Source organism: Burkholderia sp. MSh2, from assembly GCF_000731655.1.
Lineage (GTDB): Bacteria > Pseudomonadota > Gammaproteobacteria > Burkholderiales > Burkholderiaceae > Burkholderia > Burkholderia paludis.
Genome location: NZ_JPGM01000016.1, coordinates 65,524 through 84,833, shown reverse-complemented (window position 1 = coordinate 84,833; position 19,310 = coordinate 65,524). Strand labels below are relative to the sequence as shown.

15 protein-coding genes and 1 pseudogene are annotated in these 19,310 nt (G+C 68.9%); 9 read left to right on the top strand and 7 right to left on the bottom strand.

Annotated elements, in window-relative coordinates:
• The first annotated feature begins 27 nt into the window (after nt 1-27).
• The 3 genes from GQ57_RS12380 (at nt 28) to GQ57_RS12370 (ending at nt 3,391) form a co-directional block, all read left to right on the top strand.
• Nucleotides 28-996, top strand: a complete 969-nt coding sequence (locus GQ57_RS12380; RefSeq protein WP_034198002.1) for a phosphate acetyltransferase — start codon at nt 28-30, stop codon at nt 994-996.
• An 11-nt stretch (nt 997-1,007) separates the two neighbouring features.
• A complete protein-coding gene (locus tag GQ57_RS12375) occupies nt 1,008-2,225 on the top strand; it encodes an acetate/propionate family kinase (protein ID WP_034198001.1) in 1,218 nt (405 codons plus the stop codon).
• Nucleotides 2,226-2,332: 107 nt separating this feature from the next.
• On the top strand, nt 2,333-3,391 hold the full coding sequence (locus GQ57_RS12370; RefSeq protein WP_031400199.1) for an alpha/beta fold hydrolase: 1,059 nt from the start codon (nt 2,333-2,335) through the stop codon (nt 3,389-3,391).
• Nucleotides 3,392-3,415: 24 nt separating this feature from the next.
• Here the strand turns inward: GQ57_RS12370 and GQ57_RS12365 are convergent, their stop codons facing one another.
• From GQ57_RS12365 to GQ57_RS43325, 3 genes are all read right to left on the bottom strand, one after another.
• Nucleotides 3,416-4,627, bottom strand: a complete 1,212-nt coding sequence (locus GQ57_RS12365) for a winged helix-turn-helix domain-containing protein (protein ID WP_034198000.1) — start codon at nt 4,625-4,627, stop codon at nt 3,416-3,418.
• A gap of 484 nt (nt 4,628-5,111) precedes the next feature.
• Nucleotides 5,112-6,500 (bottom strand): MFS transporter, encoded by a 1,389-nt coding sequence (locus GQ57_RS12360; protein ID WP_031400197.1) that lies wholly within the window; start codon nt 6,498-6,500, stop codon nt 5,112-5,114.
• 96 nt (nt 6,501-6,596) lie between these two features.
• The gene (locus GQ57_RS43325; protein WP_081896646.1) at nt 6,597-7,028 is read right to left on the bottom strand and encodes a darcynin family protein; all 432 of its coding nucleotides are present in this window, start codon (nt 7,026-7,028) and stop codon (nt 6,597-6,599) included.
• Nucleotides 7,029-7,106: 78 nt separating this feature from the next.
• Here GQ57_RS43325 and GQ57_RS12350 point away from each other — a divergent pair, with 78 nt between their 5' ends.
• Both GQ57_RS12350 and treA read left to right on the top strand, forming a co-directional pair.
• On the top strand, nt 7,107-7,736 hold the full coding sequence (locus GQ57_RS12350) for a TetR/AcrR family transcriptional regulator (protein WP_034197998.1): 630 nt from the start codon (nt 7,107-7,109) through the stop codon (nt 7,734-7,736).
• Nucleotides 7,737-7,871: 135 nt separating this feature from the next.
• Nucleotides 7,872-9,602 carry an alpha,alpha-trehalase TreA gene (gene treA, locus GQ57_RS12345; RefSeq protein WP_034197997.1) on the top strand — a complete coding sequence of 577 codons (1,731 nt, stop codon included), beginning with the start codon at nt 7,872-7,874 and terminating at the stop codon, nt 9,600-9,602.
• 49 nt (nt 9,603-9,651) lie between these two features.
• On the opposite strand, the gene GQ57_RS12340 is transcribed toward treA, so the two are convergent.
• Together GQ57_RS12340 and GQ57_RS12335 are read right to left on the bottom strand one after the other, a co-directional pair.
• The gene (locus GQ57_RS12340; protein WP_034197996.1) at nt 9,652-11,136 is read right to left on the bottom strand and encodes a carbohydrate porin; all 1,485 of its coding nucleotides are present in this window, start codon (nt 11,134-11,136) and stop codon (nt 9,652-9,654) included.
• A 120-nt stretch (nt 11,137-11,256) separates the two neighbouring features.
• Nucleotides 11,257-11,526 (bottom strand): hypothetical protein, encoded by a 270-nt coding sequence (locus GQ57_RS12335; protein ID WP_031400193.1) that lies wholly within the window; start codon nt 11,524-11,526, stop codon nt 11,257-11,259.
• A 1,070-nt stretch (nt 11,527-12,596) separates the two neighbouring features.
• Here GQ57_RS12335 and GQ57_RS43320 point away from each other — a divergent pair.
• Together GQ57_RS43320 and GQ57_RS12330 are read left to right on the top strand one after the other, a co-directional pair.
• Nucleotides 12,597-12,734 carry a hypothetical protein gene (locus GQ57_RS43320; RefSeq protein ID WP_162836105.1) on the top strand — a complete coding sequence of 46 codons (138 nt, stop codon included), beginning with the start codon at nt 12,597-12,599 and terminating at the stop codon, nt 12,732-12,734.
• 119 nt (nt 12,735-12,853) lie between these two features.
• Nucleotides 12,854-14,500 carry an NRAMP family divalent metal transporter gene (locus GQ57_RS12330; RefSeq protein WP_031400192.1) on the top strand — a complete coding sequence of 549 codons (1,647 nt, stop codon included), beginning with the start codon at nt 12,854-12,856 and terminating at the stop codon, nt 14,498-14,500.
• A 118-nt stretch (nt 14,501-14,618) separates the two neighbouring features.
• Here the strand turns inward: GQ57_RS12330 and GQ57_RS12325 are convergent, their stop codons facing one another.
• Nucleotides 14,619-15,524, bottom strand: a complete 906-nt coding sequence (locus tag GQ57_RS12325) for a helix-turn-helix transcriptional regulator (RefSeq protein ID WP_034198027.1) — start codon at nt 15,522-15,524, stop codon at nt 14,619-14,621.
• Nucleotides 15,525-15,818: 294 nt separating this feature from the next.
• Here GQ57_RS12325 and GQ57_RS12320 point away from each other — a divergent pair, with 294 nt between their 5' ends.
• Together GQ57_RS12320 and asnB are read left to right on the top strand one after the other, a co-directional pair.
• A complete protein-coding gene (locus GQ57_RS12320) occupies nt 15,819-16,652 on the top strand; it encodes a helix-turn-helix transcriptional regulator (RefSeq protein ID WP_034197995.1) in 834 nt (277 codons plus the stop codon).
• 220 nt (nt 16,653-16,872) lie between these two features.
• Nucleotides 16,873-18,840 carry an asparagine synthase (glutamine-hydrolyzing) gene (gene asnB, locus GQ57_RS12315; protein WP_034197994.1) on the top strand — a complete coding sequence of 656 codons (1,968 nt, stop codon included), beginning with the start codon at nt 16,873-16,875 and terminating at the stop codon, nt 18,838-18,840.
• Between the two features lie 19 nt (nt 18,841-18,859).
• Here the strand turns inward: asnB and GQ57_RS39245 are convergent.
• A pseudogene (locus tag GQ57_RS39245) lies at nt 18,860-19,042 on the bottom strand (lytic transglycosylase); the annotation flags it as partial.
• Nucleotides 19,043-19,310: the final 268 nt, after the last annotated feature.

The following is a 19,310-nucleotide window of genomic DNA, read 5'->3' as shown; positions in this document are numbered from 1 at the left end:
CACGTAATCCTTTCGAAGGGGCGTTCGATGACCGAGGTCCGTCAGCATCAGAAATACGACGCGCTGATTGCGCGTTGCCGTGCGCTGCGTCCGGTGACGGTCGCGGTCGCGCATCCGTGCGACGAGGTATCGCTGCGGGCGGCGGTCGACGCGGCCCGGGCCGGCCTCGTCGTGCCCGTGCTGGTCGGCCCCGCGGCGCGGATCGCGGCGCTGGCCGCGACGCTCGACATCGACCTGTCGGGCTACCGGCTCGTCGATGCGCCGCACAGCCACGCGGCGGCGGCGCTGGCCGTCGGGCTGGTGCGCGCGGGCGATGCGCAGGCGCTGATGAAGGGCAGCCTGCATACCGACGAGCTGCTCGAGGAAGTCGTGCGCGCCGATACGGGGCTGCGCACCGCGCGGCGCCTGAGCCACGTGTTCATCATGGACGTGCCGACCTACCGCAAGCCGCTGTTCATCACCGACGCGGCCGTCAACATCCACCCGACGCTGGAGCAGAAGGCCGACATCGTGCAGAACGCGATCGATCTCGCGCACGCGCTCGGCATCGACCGGCCGAAGGTCGCGATCCTGTCGGCGGTCGAGACGGTCAGCTCGAAACTGCCGTCGACGCTCGACGCGGCCGCGCTGTGCAAGATGGCCGAACGCGGCCAGATCACCGGCGGGCTGCTCGACGGGCCGCTCGCGTTCGACAACGCGATCAGCCCCGAGGCGGCGCGGCTCAAGCATCTCGGCTCGGCCGTCGCGGGCGACGCCGACGTCCTCGTCGCTCCCGATCTCGAGGCCGGCAACATGCTCGCGAAGGAGCTGACGTTTCTCGCGAACGCCGATGCGGCCGGAATCGTGCTCGGCGCGCGCGTGCCGGTAATCCTGACGAGCCGCGCGGACAGCGAGCGCACCCGCCTCGCGAGCTGCGCGGTCGCGCTGCTCGTCGCGGAGGCGGCGCGTACCGGGGGCGTGCCGGCGCAGGCTGCCGCCGCCGCGAACGCACAGTGACGGGGGCCGCGATGCGACATCCCGTTCTCGTGCTGAATGCCGGCTCGTCGAGCCTCAAGTTCTCGGTGTACGACACATGCGCGGACCGCTCGCTCGACGCGGGCGTGCACGGGCAGATCGAAAGCCTGCATGCCGCGCCGCATCTGTTCGTGGCCGACGCGCACGGTGCGACGCTGGCCGATTGCCCGGTGGCCCGGCCGGGGCATCATGGCGCGATCGAGGCGCTGCACGCATGGTTCGCGGACCACGTCGGGCGCGAGGCCGCGTTCGACGGCGTCGGGCACCGGGTTGTGCATGGCGGCCCGTATTTCACCGCGCCGGTGCGGATCGACGCGCAGGTGCTCGAACGGATCGCATCGCTGTCGCCGCTCGCGCCGCTGCACCAGCCGCATCATGTCGACGCGATCCGCGCGGTGAGTGCGGTGGCGCCCGATCTGCCGCAGGTCGCGTGCTTCGACACCGCGTTCCATGCGACGATGCCGGCGCTCGAACGCGAATTCGCGCTGCCGCGCGCGCTGACCGAACAAGGGATCGTGCGCTACGGCTTTCATGGGTTGTCCTACGAATACATCGCGACGGCGCTCGGCGCGCTCGATCCGGCATGGACACAGCGCAGGACGGTGGTCGCGCATCTCGGCAACGGCGCGAGCCTGTGCGCGCTCGCTCAGGGCCGCAGCGTCGCCACGACGATGGGCTTCACGGCCGTCGACGGCCTGCCGATGGGGACGCGCACCGGGGCGCTGGACCCCGGCGTGATCCTGTACCTGCAGCGTCACGACGGGCGTTCGCTCGACGAGGTCGAGCAGCTGATCTATGCGGAATCTGGCCTGCTTGGCGTGTCGGGCGTGTCGAGCGACATGCGCACGCTGCTTGCGAGTGACGCGCCGGCGGCCGCGCATGCGGTCGAACTGTTCGCGTATCGCGTGGCCCGCGAGCTCGCCGCGCTCGCCGGTACGCTCGGCGGGCTCGATACGCTGGTGTTTACCGCCGGCATCGGCGAGCACGCGCCGCGCGTGCGCGAGCTGATCTGCCGCCGGGCGGCGTGGCTCGGCATCGCACTCGACGACGCGGCGAACGCCGCGAACGCCGCGAACCGCGCGGTGATTTCGGGCGATGCGTCGCGCGTGACGGTGCGCGTGATCGCGACCGACGAGAACCTGATGATCGCGCGACACACGCGGCGCGTGCTGGACGACGCGACGCTTCCCGCCCTGTCTCCCACCCTGTGAGCCTTTCGATGAAATCGAGCGACCTGTCCACGCAATCCACGCAATCCACGCCGTCCACACCCTCGACCCCGTCCGACCGCGCCCCCGCGTTGCCGATCTTCTGGCCGATGGCGGCGGCCACCGCGATGTTCCAGCTCGGCTCCGAAATCGCCGCGCGCAACCTGCGCTTCCTCGCCGAAGAGGAAAAGCTCCATATCGAGCCGCATCCGGCGCTGGCGTCGGCGAATCGTCCGCTGCTGGAATTGCGGACGATGACGTTCCGCGATTACTCGGTCGAGCCGGCGCACGGGCTGCCGACGATCGTCGACGCGCCGTACGCGGGGCACAGCGCGATGATCGCCGACTACCAGCCGGGGCAGAGCCTGATGCAGACGCTGCGCGAGCACGGCGTGACGCGCCTGTACCTGACCGACTGGCGCTCGGCAACCGAGGACATGAAGGATCTCGAGATCGACCAGTACCTGGCCGAACTGAACGTCTGCGTCGACGAGCTGGGCGGCCGCGTGAATCTCGTCGGCCTTTGCCAGGGCGGCTGGATGTCCGCGATGTACGCGGCGCGTTTCCCGCACAAGGTCGCCAGCCTCGTGCTCGCGGGTTCGCCGATCGACACCGATGCCGGCGACGGCCCGATCAAGCGGATGGCGCACGCGTATCCGACGTCGTTCTACGAGGAGCTCGTGAAGATGGGCGGCGGGCTGATGCGCGGACGCTTCATGCTGCGCGGCTGGAAGAACATGCATCCCGACCAGCACTACCTCGCCGAGCACGTCGACCTGTACGAACACATCGACGATCCCGACTACCTGCGCAAGCGCGAAGCGTTCGCGAACTGGTACGAAAGCCCGATCGACCTGCCGGGGCGCTGGTACCTGCAGGCGATCGTGCAGATCTTCAAGGAGAACCGCTTCGCGAAGGGCGCGTTCGTCGCGCTCGGCCGCACGCTCGACCTGAAGAACGTCACGTGCCCGGTCTACCTGCTGGCCGGCGAGACCGACGACATCACGACGCCGGAGCAGGTATTCGGCGCGCAGGATCTGGTCGGGACGCCGAAGCAGCAAATCACGCGGCAACTGGTGCCGGGCGGGCACATCGGGCTGTTCATGGGGTCGCGCACGCTGCGCGATGCGTGGCCGGGCATCGCGGACTGGATCGCCGCACGGCGGTAGCGCGCGGCACCCGCCGGCCGGCGCCTACGCGCCGGCCAGCGCTTGTTCCAGCGCGGGCGGCGCATGCGTGACCGCGACTTCAGGCGTGCCGTGCCACGCCGCGAGCTTCTTCACGGCCTTCGCGACGTCGGCCGCGAGCCCCGTGCCGAACCGCACGCCCGGCTCCACGTGCACGGCCTTCAGTTCGAACGTGCCGAGCGAGCGGTGCGCCTTCGCATCGATGCGGCCGACCAGCCGGCCGCGATGCAGCACGGGCAGGCAGAAATACCCGTAGCGCCGCTTCGGGCCGGGCGTATAGCACTCGATCGTGTAGTCGAAACCGAACAGCGTCGACGCGCGCCGCCGGTCCCAGACGACCGGGTCGAACGGCGACAGCAATGTCGTGACCGTCGAGCGCAGCGTGTCGGCTCCGGCGGCCGGCAGCCACGCCGCGAGCGAGCGATGCACGTAGGCCGGCTCCTTCCAGTCGTCGACCGCCACCGGGATCAGGTCGCCCGCGTCCGCGAGCTGCTCGAGTTCCGCGCGGTACGAGCGGCGCGGCAGCCGGTAGTAGTCGGCCACCCAGTCCGCGCGCACGACGCCGAGCGCGCGGCACGTATGGTCGAGCAGCGTCGGCAGCACGGCGCTGCGCGGCGGCAGGTCGCGCGCGTCGTCCCAGCCCGGCAGCACGCGCTCGCGCACGTCGTACACGCGCTGGAAGTTGCGGCGTTCCGACACCATCAGGTCGCCGGTCGTGAACAGCACCTCCAGGTGCCGCTTCTCGGGCTTGCGATCCCACCAGCCGTTGCCTTTCGCGCCGTCCTCGCGGGCGAAATCGGCCGATCGCACGGGGCCTTCGTCGCGAATCCGCGCGAGCAGCCGCTCGATGTCGGGACGGTTCCGTTCATGCCAGTCGGCCGCGTATTTCCAGCCCATCCCCGACGGGTCGAGCATCTTGTAGCGCATCAGGCCGAACTGCTCGACCGGCAGGAAGCACGCTTCGTGCGACCAGTATTCGAACAGGCGCGCCTCGGCGAGATGTTCGTCGAGCCACTGCGGCGCGAACGCGCCGAGACGGCTGAACAGCACGAGATACGGGCTGCGCGCGACGACGTGAATGGTATCGATCTGCAACTGCGCCATCCGGCGGATCGTGTCGAGCACGTCGGCCTTGGTGGCCTTGCGGCGGGGCGGCGTCAGCAGGCCCTGCGCGGCGAGATGCAGCGCGCGGGCGGCGGCGGGCGAGAGCGTAAGCATCGGAGGGCGGGCGGGAGTGATGGTCGGGAACCACTTTAGCGCGAAAGCGGCCGATGTGCCGGCGCAACGTGTCTGACAATGGTTGACAGATGCGTTGCGCAAGTTTCCCTATAGTTCACTCCATGGCGCGACGAACTGAGCGCGCAACGATTCCGCTTCCGACGCACATACGTCCATGGCACGCACGAAGCGAATCCGGGATTCTCAACCCCCATCGGGAGACCCGGAGCCCTGAGCGGACATCCATGCGGCTGTGCACCGGCCCCGTGTGGATGTCCGCTGATTTTTTTGTTTTTCCGGTCATTCCCCCGCCGCTGCACGGCACGTCATGCCGTCTTCCTTTCCCGATCCCGTTGCGCCCGATACCGATGCCGATGCCGCCAGCCCGGCGTGATGCGTCGAGCGAGCCGGCCGCGGCTGCCCGTCCGGGCGGCGCAACCGGCCGGCGAGACGGCGAAAACGATGCCCGCCGCGCGGGCACATCTTATTGCCGCTTGCCGCGCGCGACTTCGTCGCCGGCGCCGGGCGGCAGCCGCCGCGTGATCGGGATCGACGCGAACGAGCACAGTCCGACCACGACGAACGCGGGCCAGAAATCCGACCACACCATCGTCTGGTGGCCCTGCAGCCAGTGCGACACGTGCAGCACGAGGCCGGCCACCGTCACGCCGAGGCCGAGCGACATCTGCTGCACGACGCTGCCGAGGCTGGTCGCGCGGCCCGCGTCGCGCGGCGAGATGTCCGCGTAGATCATCGAGTTCAGGCTCGTGAACTGCAGCGCGGGGAAGATGCCGCCGACGAGCACGACCAGCCAGATCGCCCAGGTCGCCATGCCCGGATGGAACACGCCGTACGCGGCGATCGCGAGCCCGGCGAACGCCGCGTTGTAGATCAGCACGGTGCGAAAGCCGAAGCGGCGCAGCGTATGCGTGGCGGTCGAGCGGCTCACCGCGCCGCCGAGCGCGGACGCGCACGTGATGAGCCCCGAATGGAACGCGGTCATGCCGAGGCCTTCCTGCAGCGCGAGCGGCAGCAGGAACGGCACCGCGCCGAGGCCGATCCGGAACAGCGACCCGCCGACGACGCTCGCGTGGTAGGTCGGGATCTTCAGGAAACTGAGGTCGAGCACCGGGCGCGTCTTGCGGCGCGCGTACGGCACGTACAGTGCGAGCAGGACGGCGCCGGCCACGCACATCAGCAGGGCGTTCGAGCGCGACGTGAGCGCGCCGTCGATCAGCGTGAGGCCCATCAGCAGCAGCGCCGCGCCGCTTGCCGACAGCAGGAAGCCGAACCAGTCGAGCGGGCCCGGGTCGGGCTCGTGCGTGTTCGCGATGTGCTTGCTCGCGAGATAGATCCCGTAGAGGCCGATCGGCACGTTGATGAAGAAGATCATCCGCCAGTGCAGGTAGGTCGTGATGAAGCCGCCGACGAGCGGCCCGACCGTGGGCCCGAACAGCGCGGGAATCGCGAGGTAGTTCATTGCGCGCACGAGATCCGAACGCGGCACCGCGCGGAAGATGATGATGCGGCCGACGGGCACCATCATCGCGCCGCCGACGCCCTGGATGAAGCGTGCGAACGTGAGTACGCCGAGGGAGCTGGACGCCGCGCACATCAGCGAGCCGACGACGAAGATGCCGATCGCGGTGCGGAACACGGCGCGTGCGCTGAAGCGGTCGGCCAGCCAGCCGCAGATCGGGATGAACACGCCGAGCCCGACCACGTAGGCCGTGATCGCAATGTTCAACGTGACGGGGCTGTGCCCGAAGTCCCTCGCCATCGCGGGCAACGCGGTGACGATGATGTTGGCGTCGACGCTTTCCATGAACAACGCACAGGCAACGATGAGCGGTGCTAGAAAGACGGGCGACATGGGCTGGGCGCGCGGTAAAGGCGTCATTATGCCCACAATGTGACCGTTGCGTCACGCGTGACAACAGTTGTTCCGCATGTTGCAACAGTCGTCCTTTCAAGCGGCGGCGTGAAAGGAACGACTGCGCAGTCGCAGCTCATGAACCGCGTCTGCATGCCGAGTGGGCCTGGCCGGCGGACAGCGCGGCCAGGCCGTCGTTGCGCGCGCGGGCGTCCTCTCCTCGACGTCCGGCAGGATCTCGGCGATGTCGACGTAGCGATCCCGGAACGGCGTCTCGCGCAGTGTCTCGACCACGCGTTCGGACGTGTGGTGATCCTGCTCATCCCGGACCCAGAGGTCGGTCAGGCACGCCGAGTAGAACCTGGTGTCGCGGAAGCGCAGCGACACGCACTCGCCATGCGTCTTGAGGATCGGCTCGACGTGTTCGCGCAGTTGCCGGAAGCGCTCCGGCACGGGGAGGCCGAGCCATTCGGGGCGCATGTCCACGCGCATGAAACGGTGAGCAGGGGGCGAAGCTTGTCGAGTCACGTGGATTTCTTTTGACGGTGTGGAGAGGCGTTTCTAGAATATGAGCGCTTGCTCATGTTTGAGGCCGGCATTCCCGCCATGACCGAATCGTCTTCGCGAATTCCGCTTTCCCCCCGCAAGGCGCCGCGCCAGCGCCGCTCGGCGGCTACCGTCGACGCGATCGTCGAGGCGGCGGCCCGCGTTCTGGAGCGCGACGGCTTCGACGGTTACACGACGAACGCGGTCGCGGCGCTGGCCGGCGTGAGCATCGGCTCGCTCTATCAATACTTCCCGAATCGCGATGCGTTGACGGTTGCGCTCGTCGAGCGCGAGAGCGCGCACCTGCTCGACGACGTCGGGCATGCGGCCGCGCTGTCGTCGTGCGGCGACGCGCTGCGTGCACTGGTGCGCGCGGCCGTCGCACACCAGATGCGCCGGCCGGTGCTCGCGCGGCTGATCGACTTCGAAGAAGCGCGGCTGCCGCTCGGCGCGCGCACCGCGCGCGTCACCGATCGTATTCACGCGACACTGCGGCATGTGCTCGCGCTGCACGATGCACCGCGCGTCGTCGCGCCCGACATCGTCGCGCACGACCTGCTCGCGATCGTGAAAGGGATGGTCGACGCGGCGGGCGCGCGCGGCGAGACCGATGCCGATGCGCTCGAGGCGCGCACATGGCGGGCCGTGCGCGGTTATCTGCGCGAGTCGCGCGCGCCGAAACTTGCCTGATGCGCGGATTTCGTGCGACAGTCGGAGCCACTTGCACCATGACATGACGCGTATCGATCGAGGGCCATCGAGACGAACGCGCGCGCGAACGGGACCTCGTGCCATCCACTCGTCGTCGAAAGGAGGGGACACGTCATGACGTCACGTCGTGCCGCATCGATCGCATCGTGCTTTCCGGCTCGCTTCCCGATTCGTCCCGCGCGGCTCGCGCCATGTGTGCGCCGGGCCGCTGCGCTGGCCGTCGCGTGGCTCGCGCTGGCCGGCTGCGCCGCGCGGGCCGATGATGTCCGTCAGGCGGCGGACCGGCCGGCTGTTCAGGCGGCCGCCGCGACGGCCGCGTTGGCACCCGCCGCCCCGGCGTCGGGCGCGCTGCTGCCGCCGCCGAGCCGGCTCTACGGCGACCTGTTCGTCGCGGTACAGGCCGCGCGGATCAATCCCGACCAGAAGACCTTCGTCGACGCGATGCCCGATACCGATCCGGCGACGCTCGTCCGGCTGTATCGGCAACAGGCATCGCAGCCGGGCTTCTCGCTGAAGACGTTCGTCGGCCGGCATTTCACGCCGCCCCCGGAGGGCGGCGTGACGCCGCCGCCGAACCAGACGCTGCGCGAGCACATCGACTGGCTGTGGCCGCGGCTCACGCGCACGAGCGCGACGGTGCCGCCCTTCGATTCGCTGATTCCGTTGCCGAAACCGTACGTCGTGCCGGGCGGCCGCTTCCGCGAAGGCTACTACTGGGATACCTATTTCACGATGCTCGGGCTGCAGGTGGCGGGGCGCGAGGATCTCGTCGACGACATGCTCGACAACTTCGCCCACCTGATCGACACGATCGGGCACATCCCGAACGGCAACCGCACGTACTATGCGAGCCGCTCGCAGCCGCCGTTCTTCGCGTACATGGTCGCGCTCGCCGCGCAGGCCGAAGGCGACGGCGTCTACCGGACCTACCTGCCGGCGCTGCGCAAGGAACACGCGTACTGGATGCAGGGCGAAACCACGACGCCGCGCGGGCAGGCCGCGCGTCACGTGGTCGCGATGCCCGACGGCGCGATCCTGAACCGCTACTGGGATGCGAGCGACACGCCGCGCGACGAGTCGTATCTCGAGGACGTGACGACCGCGCAGTCGGCGCCGGGGCGCGCGGCGAGCGACGTATACCGCGACCTGCGCGCGGGCGCGGAGAGCGGCTGGGACTACAGCTCGCGCTGGTTCGGCGACGGCAGGACGCTCGCGACGATCCGCACGACGTCGATCGTGCCGGTCGACCTGAACAGCCTGATGTTCCATCTCGAGACGACGATCGCGAAGGGCTGCGCGATCGCGCGTGACGCGGCATGCGTGACCGATTTTTCGGGGCGCGCGGCGCGGCGTGCGGCCGCGATCAACCGCTATCTGTGGAACCGCGGCGGCTACTACGGCGACTACGACTGGACGTTGCGCAAGCCGCGCGACGGCATGACGGCGGCCGCGCTGTATCCGCTGTTCGCGGGCGTCGCGTGGCCGGCGCGCGCGAAGGCGACCGCGCGCGCGGTGCGCGGGACGCTGCTGCGGCCGGGCGGCCTCGCGACGACGACCGCGAACACCGGGCAGCAATGGGATGCGCCGAACGGCTGGGCGCCGCTGCAATGGATCGCGATCGAAGGGCTGCGCCGTTACGGCGAACCGGCGCTCGCGAAGGAGATCGGCACGCGCTTCCTGGCCGGCGTGCAGCATGTGTACGCAACCGAAGGCAAGCTCGTCGAGAAGTACGTGGTCGAGGGCGCCGGCATGGGCGGCGGCGGGGGCGGCGAATATCCGCTGCAGGACGGCTTCGGCTGGACCAACGGCGTCACGCTGAAACTGCTCGAACGCGACGGCGAGTGACGCGCGAGCACGCACGGGCCGTGCGGCCCGTGCGTGCTCGCGGCTTGCGTCAGAACGTGATCGTCGTGCGCACGCCGACCACCGTTTCGTCGCCGATGCGCGCGCCGGCCGCGTTCGGGTTCGGGATGCCGCCGCCCGGACGGAAGAAGTGCTGCAGGTCGGCCTGCAGTTGCCACCACGGCGTGACCTGGTACTGGTAGGTCGCCTCGACGACCGTCTCCGCGCGGCGCACCGGATAGCCGGGCGTCGTGTAGACGCCGGTATCGCCGTCGAGGCCGCGGGCATGCGAGCCGATCTTCGCGTAGCCGACCGCGAGGCCCGCGACGTCGTTGTCGCGTCCGGCGAACGGCGCCTTCAGCGTCACGCCGGCATTGGCCGCGAAATCGACGGTATTGCGATCGCCCGGCGCGCCCATCACGCGCGCGAACACGCCGACCGAGCGCGGGCTGTCGGCCGACGGCCGCCACACCATCTGATCCGCGACCGCATAGAAACTGTAGTTGCCGCGATGCGTCGCCGGAATGCCGTTGCTCGCCGGATTCGCGAGCGACAGGCCGTCGGTGCCGTAACGCGGATCGTTCGTGTTCTGCGACTGATACCAGAAGCCGAGCTTGTAGGTGCCCGGCAGGCCGGCCGGCTGCGGCGCCTTCGGATCGGCGGGCGGCGCGTTCAGCGCGTACTGCACTTCGCCGATCACGAATGCGCCGCTGCGCAGGTTGAAGTTGGTGCCGTGCGCATTCAGCGCCTGCGCGTCGCCGTCGGTGCGGCCGGCCGGGTTGCCGTCGAACACGCCGACCAGCGCGGTCCACGCGTCGGCCGGCTTGACCCGCAGCCGAACGCCGAGCGACGACAGCGGATACGCGGGGCCGCCGGCCGGCAGGTCGGTCGACGGCAGCACCGGCCAGCCGAATGTGGCGTTCATGAACGTCGCCGCGTTCTGGCTCACCACGAATTCCTGGTCGACGCTCTGCTGGCCGACCTTCACGTCGACCTTGCCGTCGAGCAGCGACTGCTGGTACCAGAGTTCCCACAGGCGCGTGGTCGAATTCGCCTCGATGCCGGTGGCGGTCTGCAGCGTCTGCAGATTGCGCTGCGTGAGGTTGGTGCCGTGAATCTGCAGCCCCGACACGTTGAACGTGCCGCCCGGCAGGCCGACCGCCTTGCCCGTGTCGACGTTGAAGCCGAACTGCGTGAGCCCCTGGTAGGCGCCGCCGCGATGCGTGCCGCCCGACGTGTTGTACAGGTACTCGCTGGTTTCCTGCAGGCTCAGCGTGATGCCGTGATCGCCCAGCACGTCGCGCAGGCCGCCCATGTTGCCGAGCAGATTCGAGCGCTCCCAGAAGCCGGTGGGGGCGGGCGCGGCAGCATCGGCGGCCTGTTGTGCGGGCGCGGCGGCGTCGCTCGCGCCGGCCGCCGGCGCGGTTGCGGCCGACGACGACTGGGCGAACGCGGGCGCGGCGGCGAGCGACAGCAGGACCGTCGCGAGTGCATCGAGGCGGAGCTTGCGCGGGACGGGTTCGAGGTAGTTCTTCATGTGGGTTCCGTGGGTGGTTTATTTAGTTAAGCTAACGAAACAGAAACGTGGGACGGACGGTACGGCGGGGAGATCGCGCGGCGGCGCCTGGCGCGTGGCGCCGCCGCGCGAGAGGGAGGCTTACGGCAGCCAGCCGCCGATGCGCCACACCTGCGCGAAGCCGAGGCGCGGCGCGGCCGAGCAGAGTAGCGCGACGAGCGCGACCGCGGCCGCCATCGCGGCGACCAGCAGGCAGTCGAGCGGGCGGGGCGCGGCCGGCACGTGGGCGAGTGTCGCGCCGCGCCAGTTGCTGAGCGCATGGGCGAGCGGCGAGAGGCCTGAAACGAACGAGCGGTCGCATGCGACGTGCACGATGCGCTTGAGTCTGACCGCGAACGATTGAAGAAACATGACGCTGCCTCCGTCCGGTCCGGCGGATGCCGGACGACGTGATCGAGCGCGGACGCACGATGCGGCCTGCGATCGGAGGGTGGAACGTAGTGGAGCGTGCGACGGACGAACCGGCGATGGCCGGTCCGGAAGGAAGCGCGCTAACCCGACGAATGCGAGCTAGCGGCGAAAGACATGCGTCTGGCTGCTATCTCGCGATGGCTTGGCCGGCCTGAACCGGCATCGAACTGCAACTAGAGCATGTGTCCACGGAGGGACTCCTGTGATGAATTGCGGCGGATTGTATTCGCGTAATTTGCTGCAGCGCAAGTAAAAAACGCATAAAAAACGATGCGCGTCGTGCGCGCGCCCCGGCGGCCCTTGCCGGCGCGGGGCCGGCGGGGAATGCGGCGGCGGGAGGGGCCGAACCGTTGCGCCGGCGCAGGCGGCGATGCCGCCGTCGCGGCGCACTGAAAGGTTGCGGCGCGCCGTTTCAAGGGCAAATCTTTCAGTGTCGTGAAACGCGAAATTTATTTCGAGAAATGGGGTTTCGAGGGGTTGACTTCACTTTCGGGGCGTCCATAGAATCCGCCATCTTCACTTTTGGGGCCGCCGCCTTGGACGCCTGCAGTAGTCGATCTTCGAACGAAATTTCCGCCTGAGCGACCGACGTCCGCGCCTCATCGAGCCGCCGTTTGTCTCCCAGGCAAACGGTGCGCGCAGCAGTATTCCGCAGTCACTTCCTACGTGCACCCTGATTCGCGCCGGTTAGCGTGATGCGTTTGCGCATGCGCTGTCCGGTTCCACCGCCGCCTGGCAGGCGGCCGCGTTCGCGCACGCCTTGTTCAGGCATCGCGAATGCCGGCCCGCAGGCCTGACGGCGGTCAACCGTGTTCTCCCGAACACCGCATAGGAGCCGCCATGAACGACAGTGACAGTTGTCCCTTATGCCCATCGCACGCACAGACCCTTTTGAACCCGGGTCGCAGGGACAATCCGGCCGACTAGCCTGACACGTCGTTCAGGCCCCGGACTGGCCCCGCACCCATCACGCGGCCGGCACGCCTGCCGTCGCCGCACGGAGCCAGATCATGAACTTCGGCCTTCTGCTGTCGAATCTCCCGCACGTCGCTGAATCGCGCAACCACTACGACGCGATGCTGACGCTCGATGCACGTCCGCGGGTGTTCACCCGCCTGATGAACCAGCTGAAATCGTTGATCCACTGAAACGAGAAGCGCCGAGCGCGCCTCGGCATGCGCACGCGTGGCCGCCGTCGGGCGGCCGCCCCGCGTGCATTCCAAGGTCAGGCGCTCATCAGATAACCCTTAGCCGTACGGAATAAATCATGTCCACACCATCCAACGTTTCTCCACCGATCGCCGTCGAACGCAGCGCCGTGCTCGACGAAGCCCACCTGGGCGACATCCGCGGTGCGCTCGGCACGATCGCGCGTCACGACACGGGGGCGCGCGGCACGTGGTGGGCGCGTCTGCGCACGCTGCTCGCGATCCTCGGCCCGGGCCTCATCGTCATGGTCGGCGACAACGACGCCGGCGCATTCGGCACCTATACGCAGGCCGGCCAGAACTACGGCACGACGCTGCTGTGGACGCTGCTGCTGCTCGTGCCGGTGCTGTACGTGAACCAGGAAATGGTGCTGCGCCTCGGCGCGGTCACGGGCGTCGGCCATGCCCGCCTGATCTTCGAGCGCTTCGGCAAGTTCTGGGGCGCGTTCAGCGTGATCGACCTGTTCCTGCTCAATGCGCTCACCATCGTCACCGAGTTCATCGGCATCACGTTCGTGCTGGATTTCTTCGGGCTGCCGAAGGTGGCCGGCGTGTGCGTGGCCGCGGCGTTGACCATGGCCGCGGTCAGTACCGGGGATTTCAGGCGCTTCGAGCGGTTCGCGATCGTGCTGTGCCTGCTGAGCCTGCTGCTCGTGCCGGTGCTCGTGTCGATCCATCCGCCCGTCGCCCAGATGACGCGCGACTTCTTCGTGCCGAACTGGCCGGCGCACGCGAAGCTGTCGGACGTGATGCTGCTCGTGATCGGCATCGTCGGCACGACCGTCGCGCCGTGGCAGCTGTTCTTCCAGCAGAGCTACGTGATCGACAAGCGCATTACGCCGCGCTTCATGAAGTATGAGAAGGCCGACCTGTGGATCGGCATCGCCTTCGTGCTGGTGGGTGCGGTCGCGATGATCGCGTTCTCGGCCCAGCTGTTCGCCGGCCACCCGGAATTCGGCAACTTCACCGACGCCGGCGGCGTGATCGCGGGCCTCGAGAAGTATGCGGGCCGCACGAGCGCGACGCTGTTCGCGGTGGCGCTGCTCGACGCGTGCATCATCGGTGCGGCCGCCGTGTCGCTGTCGACCGCGTATGCGATCGGCGACGTGTTCAAGATCCGTCACTCGCTGCATCGCAACGTGTCCGACGCGAAGGGTTTCTATCTCGTGTACTTCGGCATCGTCGCGGCCGCCGCGGCGCTGGTGCTGATCCCGGGCAGCCCGCTGGGCCTGCTGACGGAAGCCGTGCAGACGCTCGCGGGCGTGCTGCTGCCGAGCGCGACCGTGTTCCTGCTGCTGCTCTGCAACGACAAGCAGGTGCTCGGGCCGTGGATCAACTCGACGAAGCTCAACGTGTTCACGGGCGCGGTGATCTGGGTGCTGGTGATGCTGTCGATCATCCTGACCGCATCGGTGATGTATCCGGACATCAGCGGCGAGGCCATCCTCGACGTGCTGGTGGGCGGCAGCGTGTTCGCGATCGTCGGTTATCTCGCGACCGTGCTGATCCGTCGCCACAAGCGCGTCGTCGAACCGGGCGTCGACCGTTCGCTGCGCGACACGTGGCGCATGCCGCCGCTCGACACGCTCGAGCCGCAGAAGATGACGCTGACGACGCGCGTGTGGATGACCGTGCTGCGCGGCTATCTCGTGATCGCGGTCGGTCTCGTGATCGTCAAGGTCGTGCAGATGACGCTGCTGAAGTAACGCAAGGTTTTCCTGGAAGCGGCGCCGGACCCGGCACCGCGCCGCAACCCGCCCATGCCGGCCCGCGAGGCCGGCATGGGCGTTTACGGATGTGCTCGGCGCAAGCGCCGCGCGACGCTCAGATCAGTTCGAGCTTCGACGTCAGGTACGTGAGCTGGATCCGGTTCGCGACGCCGAAGCGCTTGCGCAGCTTGCGCAGATGGTAGTCGACGTTGTGCGCGCTGGTGTCGAGGCGCCGGCCGATCTCCTTGTCGGAAGCGCCTTCGGCGATGCCGAGCAGCAGTTCCTGCTCGAACGGCGTGAGCCCGTTCACCGCGCGCTCGCGCGACGTCGCGATCAGTTGCGGCGACGCGAACTTGTGCACCGACAGCCCGATCGACAGCGCCTGCTCGATCGTCGCCGGCGTGATCCATTCGCGCGTGCGGCGCGGCGCGGTGAAGCTCATGAACGCATGCAGCCGCGTGCCGGGCACGGCCATCGAATACATGATGCCGCTGCACATCCCGTCGTCCTGCATCGTCTGCAGGAAGCCGTCGAGCGCGGCCGGCGTCGCACGCGGGCCGTCGCCGCGCTCGCGGTGTTCGCGGCGCAACTGCTGCAGATCCCAGACGACCGGCATGTTGCACACGCGCGCGCCGAGGGTGCGCGGATCGACGTCGTGATGGCGGTGCCGCACGTAGTCGCCGCGATAGGTGGCCGGCGTGAACGCTTCGTGCAGGTAGAGACGCTCGATCCGGTCGTGCGCGAATTCGAGCGCGAAGTACGCGAACGTCGCGAAGCCCGTCAGGTGCAGCAGGCTCGCGACGATACGGCTGCGTTCGGCCGTGCTCTGCGCATGCGTGAGCGTATCGGCGACGCCGAGCCTCGGCGCGTGCGGCTGCACGTCGTGGCCGCGCTGCACGTCGTCGCACCACACGACCTGCACGGGACGCTCGCGCAGCACGTCCGCGCCGGCGTCAGGCCCGGGCGGCGTACGGGGAAAGGTTGCGGCGACCGCTTCTTCATGCACTGCAATATCGGACATGAGCCATCCCTCGGAATCGACGCGCATCGCCTGGCGGCGGCCATATCGTGTACGGCATTCGCGGCGGTGCGATCGCGCATCGTTGTGTTCTGCGCCGATCGTCATCCCTGACGAAACGCGGGGGCATTGTACAAAAATGCCGGTGTCCGCGTAATATGCCGTAATACTAAGGTCGGTGAAGGATTTTCGAAAGATTTCCATTCGCACACACATAACGACGACCGGAAAAACCATAAAGAAAAGACCAGATCGTGGCGGGGCGCAGTTCACATATTGGGAAGGGGCGGGCTCCACATGACTCATGCTGACGACGCGCCACGCGTCGAATGGTTTTCACAAGCCGACATCGCGGCGGCGGCCGCTCATTCGAGCGACTCTCACGCAAGCGAGCGCGACTTTTTTACCGGCATCCAGATAACGCCCGGTAAAAGCGACCTTGAACCGGTCGATTTCGCGCAATGCCATGCGCGATTGCGGCAAATCGGATTCAGTACGCTCGGCTACGGCGCTCATGAAATGATCGGGCGGCGCATCCTGCGCGCGCATCTGCTGCGCGACCTCGCGCCGGCGACGTTCATGCAGCCGTTCATCGAGGGCATGCTGTACGAGAGCGATCCGCGCTTTGCACAGGTTCGGCAGAGCGGCTTTCCGGTCGCGTGGCGGCTCGACGAGATCGAGTCGGCCGCGCAGGGCAACGGTGACCGCAAGCTGCTGGCGCTCGCCGGCCACCTGCGCGCGCACGCGATGCACAGCGGCGTACTTTTCGGCCTGTCGGCGCCGCGCTTCGACCTGCGCGTCGCGGTGAACGTGACGTCGGAGACGCACGGCACCGAATGGATCGACGATCGCGTGATCGGCGGCGCGCTGTCGGTCAGCCTGGCCGTGCATCGCGTCGCGCTGCCGTTTCTCGAGGCGCGCATCGCGCGCATGCGCGGCTTCGCGCTCGGCGACGAGCAGCAGCAGGTGCTCGACCGTCTCGTGCACGGGCTGTCCGACCAGGAGATCGCGAGTGCGCTGCGCACGTCGCTGCACAAGGTCGGCCACCACATCCGTTCGCTCGAAAAACTCTTCAACGTGCAGAACCGCGCGCAGCTCGCGTATCTGGCGGCGCGCCGGCTGCCGTCCTGACGCGTTCCCGCGCCTGCCCGCCGCTCCGCGAGGCGGTTGCCGGCGCGGAGCGGCGGGCTGCGCACGCGACGCGGCGCAGTGTTTTTTAGTGCGCGCCCGCATTCACCCGTGAATTATTGCTGATTTATTTCTTCGTAACATGGCTCGACCGTCACGCCGGACGGCCGGCCGCGAGGTTGCGCCCCGCGTGACGGAACAGTCAACAGGGGCGAACACATCAATGTGCGGAATCGACGGCTTTTTGAATAGCGTCGCCTTCGATGAGGAGACAGCGCGCGGCACGCTCGCGCGCATGACGGCGAGCCTCGCGCATCGCGGGCCGGACGGGCAGGGCATCTGGGTCGACCCGGCGGCCGGCATCGCGCTCGGCCACCGGCGGCTCGCGATCGTCGACCTGTCGGTGCAGGGCCGACAGCCGATGGCCTCCGCGTGCGGGCGCTACGTCATGGTCTTCAACGGCGAAATCTACAACCATCGCGAACTGCGCGCGGAACTCGAGCGCGCCGGACGCGCGCCGGCATGGCGCGGCCATTCCGACAGCGAGGTGCTGATCGCGGCGATCGTCGCGTGGGGCGTCGACGCGGCGCTGCGGCGCGCGACCGGCATGTTCGCGTTCGCGCTGTGGAATCGCGCGTCGCGGGTGCTCACGCTCGCGCGCGACCGGATCGGCGAGAAGCCGCTCTATTACGGCCGGATCGGCGATGCGCTCGTGTTCGCGTCCGAGCTGAAGGCGCTGCGCGGCTTTCCGGGCTTCGGCGGCGCGATCGATCGCGACGCACTGTGCCTGTACCTGCGCCAGTCGAGCGTGCCCGCGCCTTATACGATCTATCGCGGCATCCGCAAGCTGCCGCCCGGCACGTATGTCCAGTTCGAGCATGCGCGCGACACGCCGCGCCTGCGGGCGTACTGGACGCTCGAACAGGCGATCGCGGACGGTCGCGCGCAGCCGTTCGAAGGCAGCGCCGACGAGGCCGCCGGCCAGCTCGACACGATCCTGCGCCGGGCCGTCGCTCGGCAGATGGCGGCCGACGTGCCGCTCGGCGCGTTCCTGTCGGGCGGGGTCGATTCGTCGGCGATCGTCGCGCTGATGCAGGCGCAATCGGCGGCGCCGGTCGACACGTTCACGATCGGCTTCCATGAAGCCGGCTACGACGAAGCCGGTTACGCGAAGGCCGTCGCACGCCATCTCGGCACGCGCCATACCGAGCTCTACGTCACGGCCGACCATGCGCTCGGCGTCGTGCCGAAGCTGCCGTCGATCTACGACGAGCCGTTTTCCGATGCGTCGCAGATCCCGACCTTTCTCGTGTCGGAACTGACGCGCCGGCACGTGAAGGTGAGCCTGTCCGGCGACGGCGGCGACGAGCTGTTCGGCGGCTATACGCGCTACTTCCTCACGCCGCGCCTGTGGCGCAAGCTGCATCGCGTGCCGGCGGCCGTGCGCGCGCGAATCGCCGCCGCGCTGCACGCGTTGCGGCCCGATCATGCCGACCAGCTCGCGGCCGTCGCGCAGGGGGCGTGGGGCGGCGTGGAGGCGCGCGAGTCGGCGGCGCGCATCGGCGATCGCCTGCACAAGCTCGGCCACGTGATGACGGCCGAGAGCCGCATCGGGCTGTACCGGCTGCTGATGTCGTCGGTGCATCACCCCGAGCGCCTCGCGCTGTCGGGGCAGGAGCCGCCGACGCCGCTCGACACCGCGGCCGCGTGGCCCGCTCATCTGAGCTTTGCGGAACAGGCGATGGCGATCGACACGCTCACGTACCTGCCGACCGACATTCTCGCGAAAGTCGATCGCGCGGCGATGGCGGTCAGCCTCGAAACGCGCATGCCGTTCCTCGACCATCACGTCGTCGAGTTCGCGTGGCGCGTGCCGGCGAAGGTGCGTTTGCCCGAAGGCCAGTCGAAGGCGCTGCTGCGCCGACTGCTCGACCGCTACGTGCCGTCCGCGCTGATCGACCGGCCGAAGCAGGGCTTCTGCGCGCCCGTCGATCACTGGCTGCGCGGCGCGCTGCGCGACTGGGCCGAGACGTTGCTGCGGCCGTCGCGGCTGCGCGAGGAAGGGTTCTTCGATGCGGGCGCGGTCGAGCGCCTGTGGCGGCAGCACCAGGCCGGCCGGATGAACTGGCAGCACCCGTTGTGGACGGTGCTGATGTTCCAGGCGTGGCTGGAGACGCAGCGCGCCGCATGACGCGGCGCGCCGCGCGTCGTCACTGATCGAGGCAGCGCATGCAGCGCCGCTTCGCATCGGCCGGGCGCACGCCGCGACACATCGTCATGACGGGCCGCGCATGGCACGAAGGCGGATCGGCGGAGGCCGCCGGCAACGCTGGCCGGTGCGCGCGCTCGGGCGGCGTGGTCGCGACGGCGTCCATGCGTCGCTGGCGTGCGGGCGGCGCGGCGGGGTTGCCGTCCGGCTGGTCCGGCGCCGTCGACGCGATCCGAGGCGCGGCGTCCTGCGTCGCGTGCGCGACGGAAGGGGCGGCGCATGCGAGCGCGGCCAGTGCGTACAGGCAGGCGACGGCGGTTCGCGAACCGCGCAGGCTCAGGGTCATTCGGGATGTTCCGGGTCCGGTGGCGCGGCGCGCGTGCGGCGCCTGCGTCGATTGTACGGACGGCGAGGGCCGCGCGCGGGGCGGCCCTCCGTAGCCGCGCGCCGTG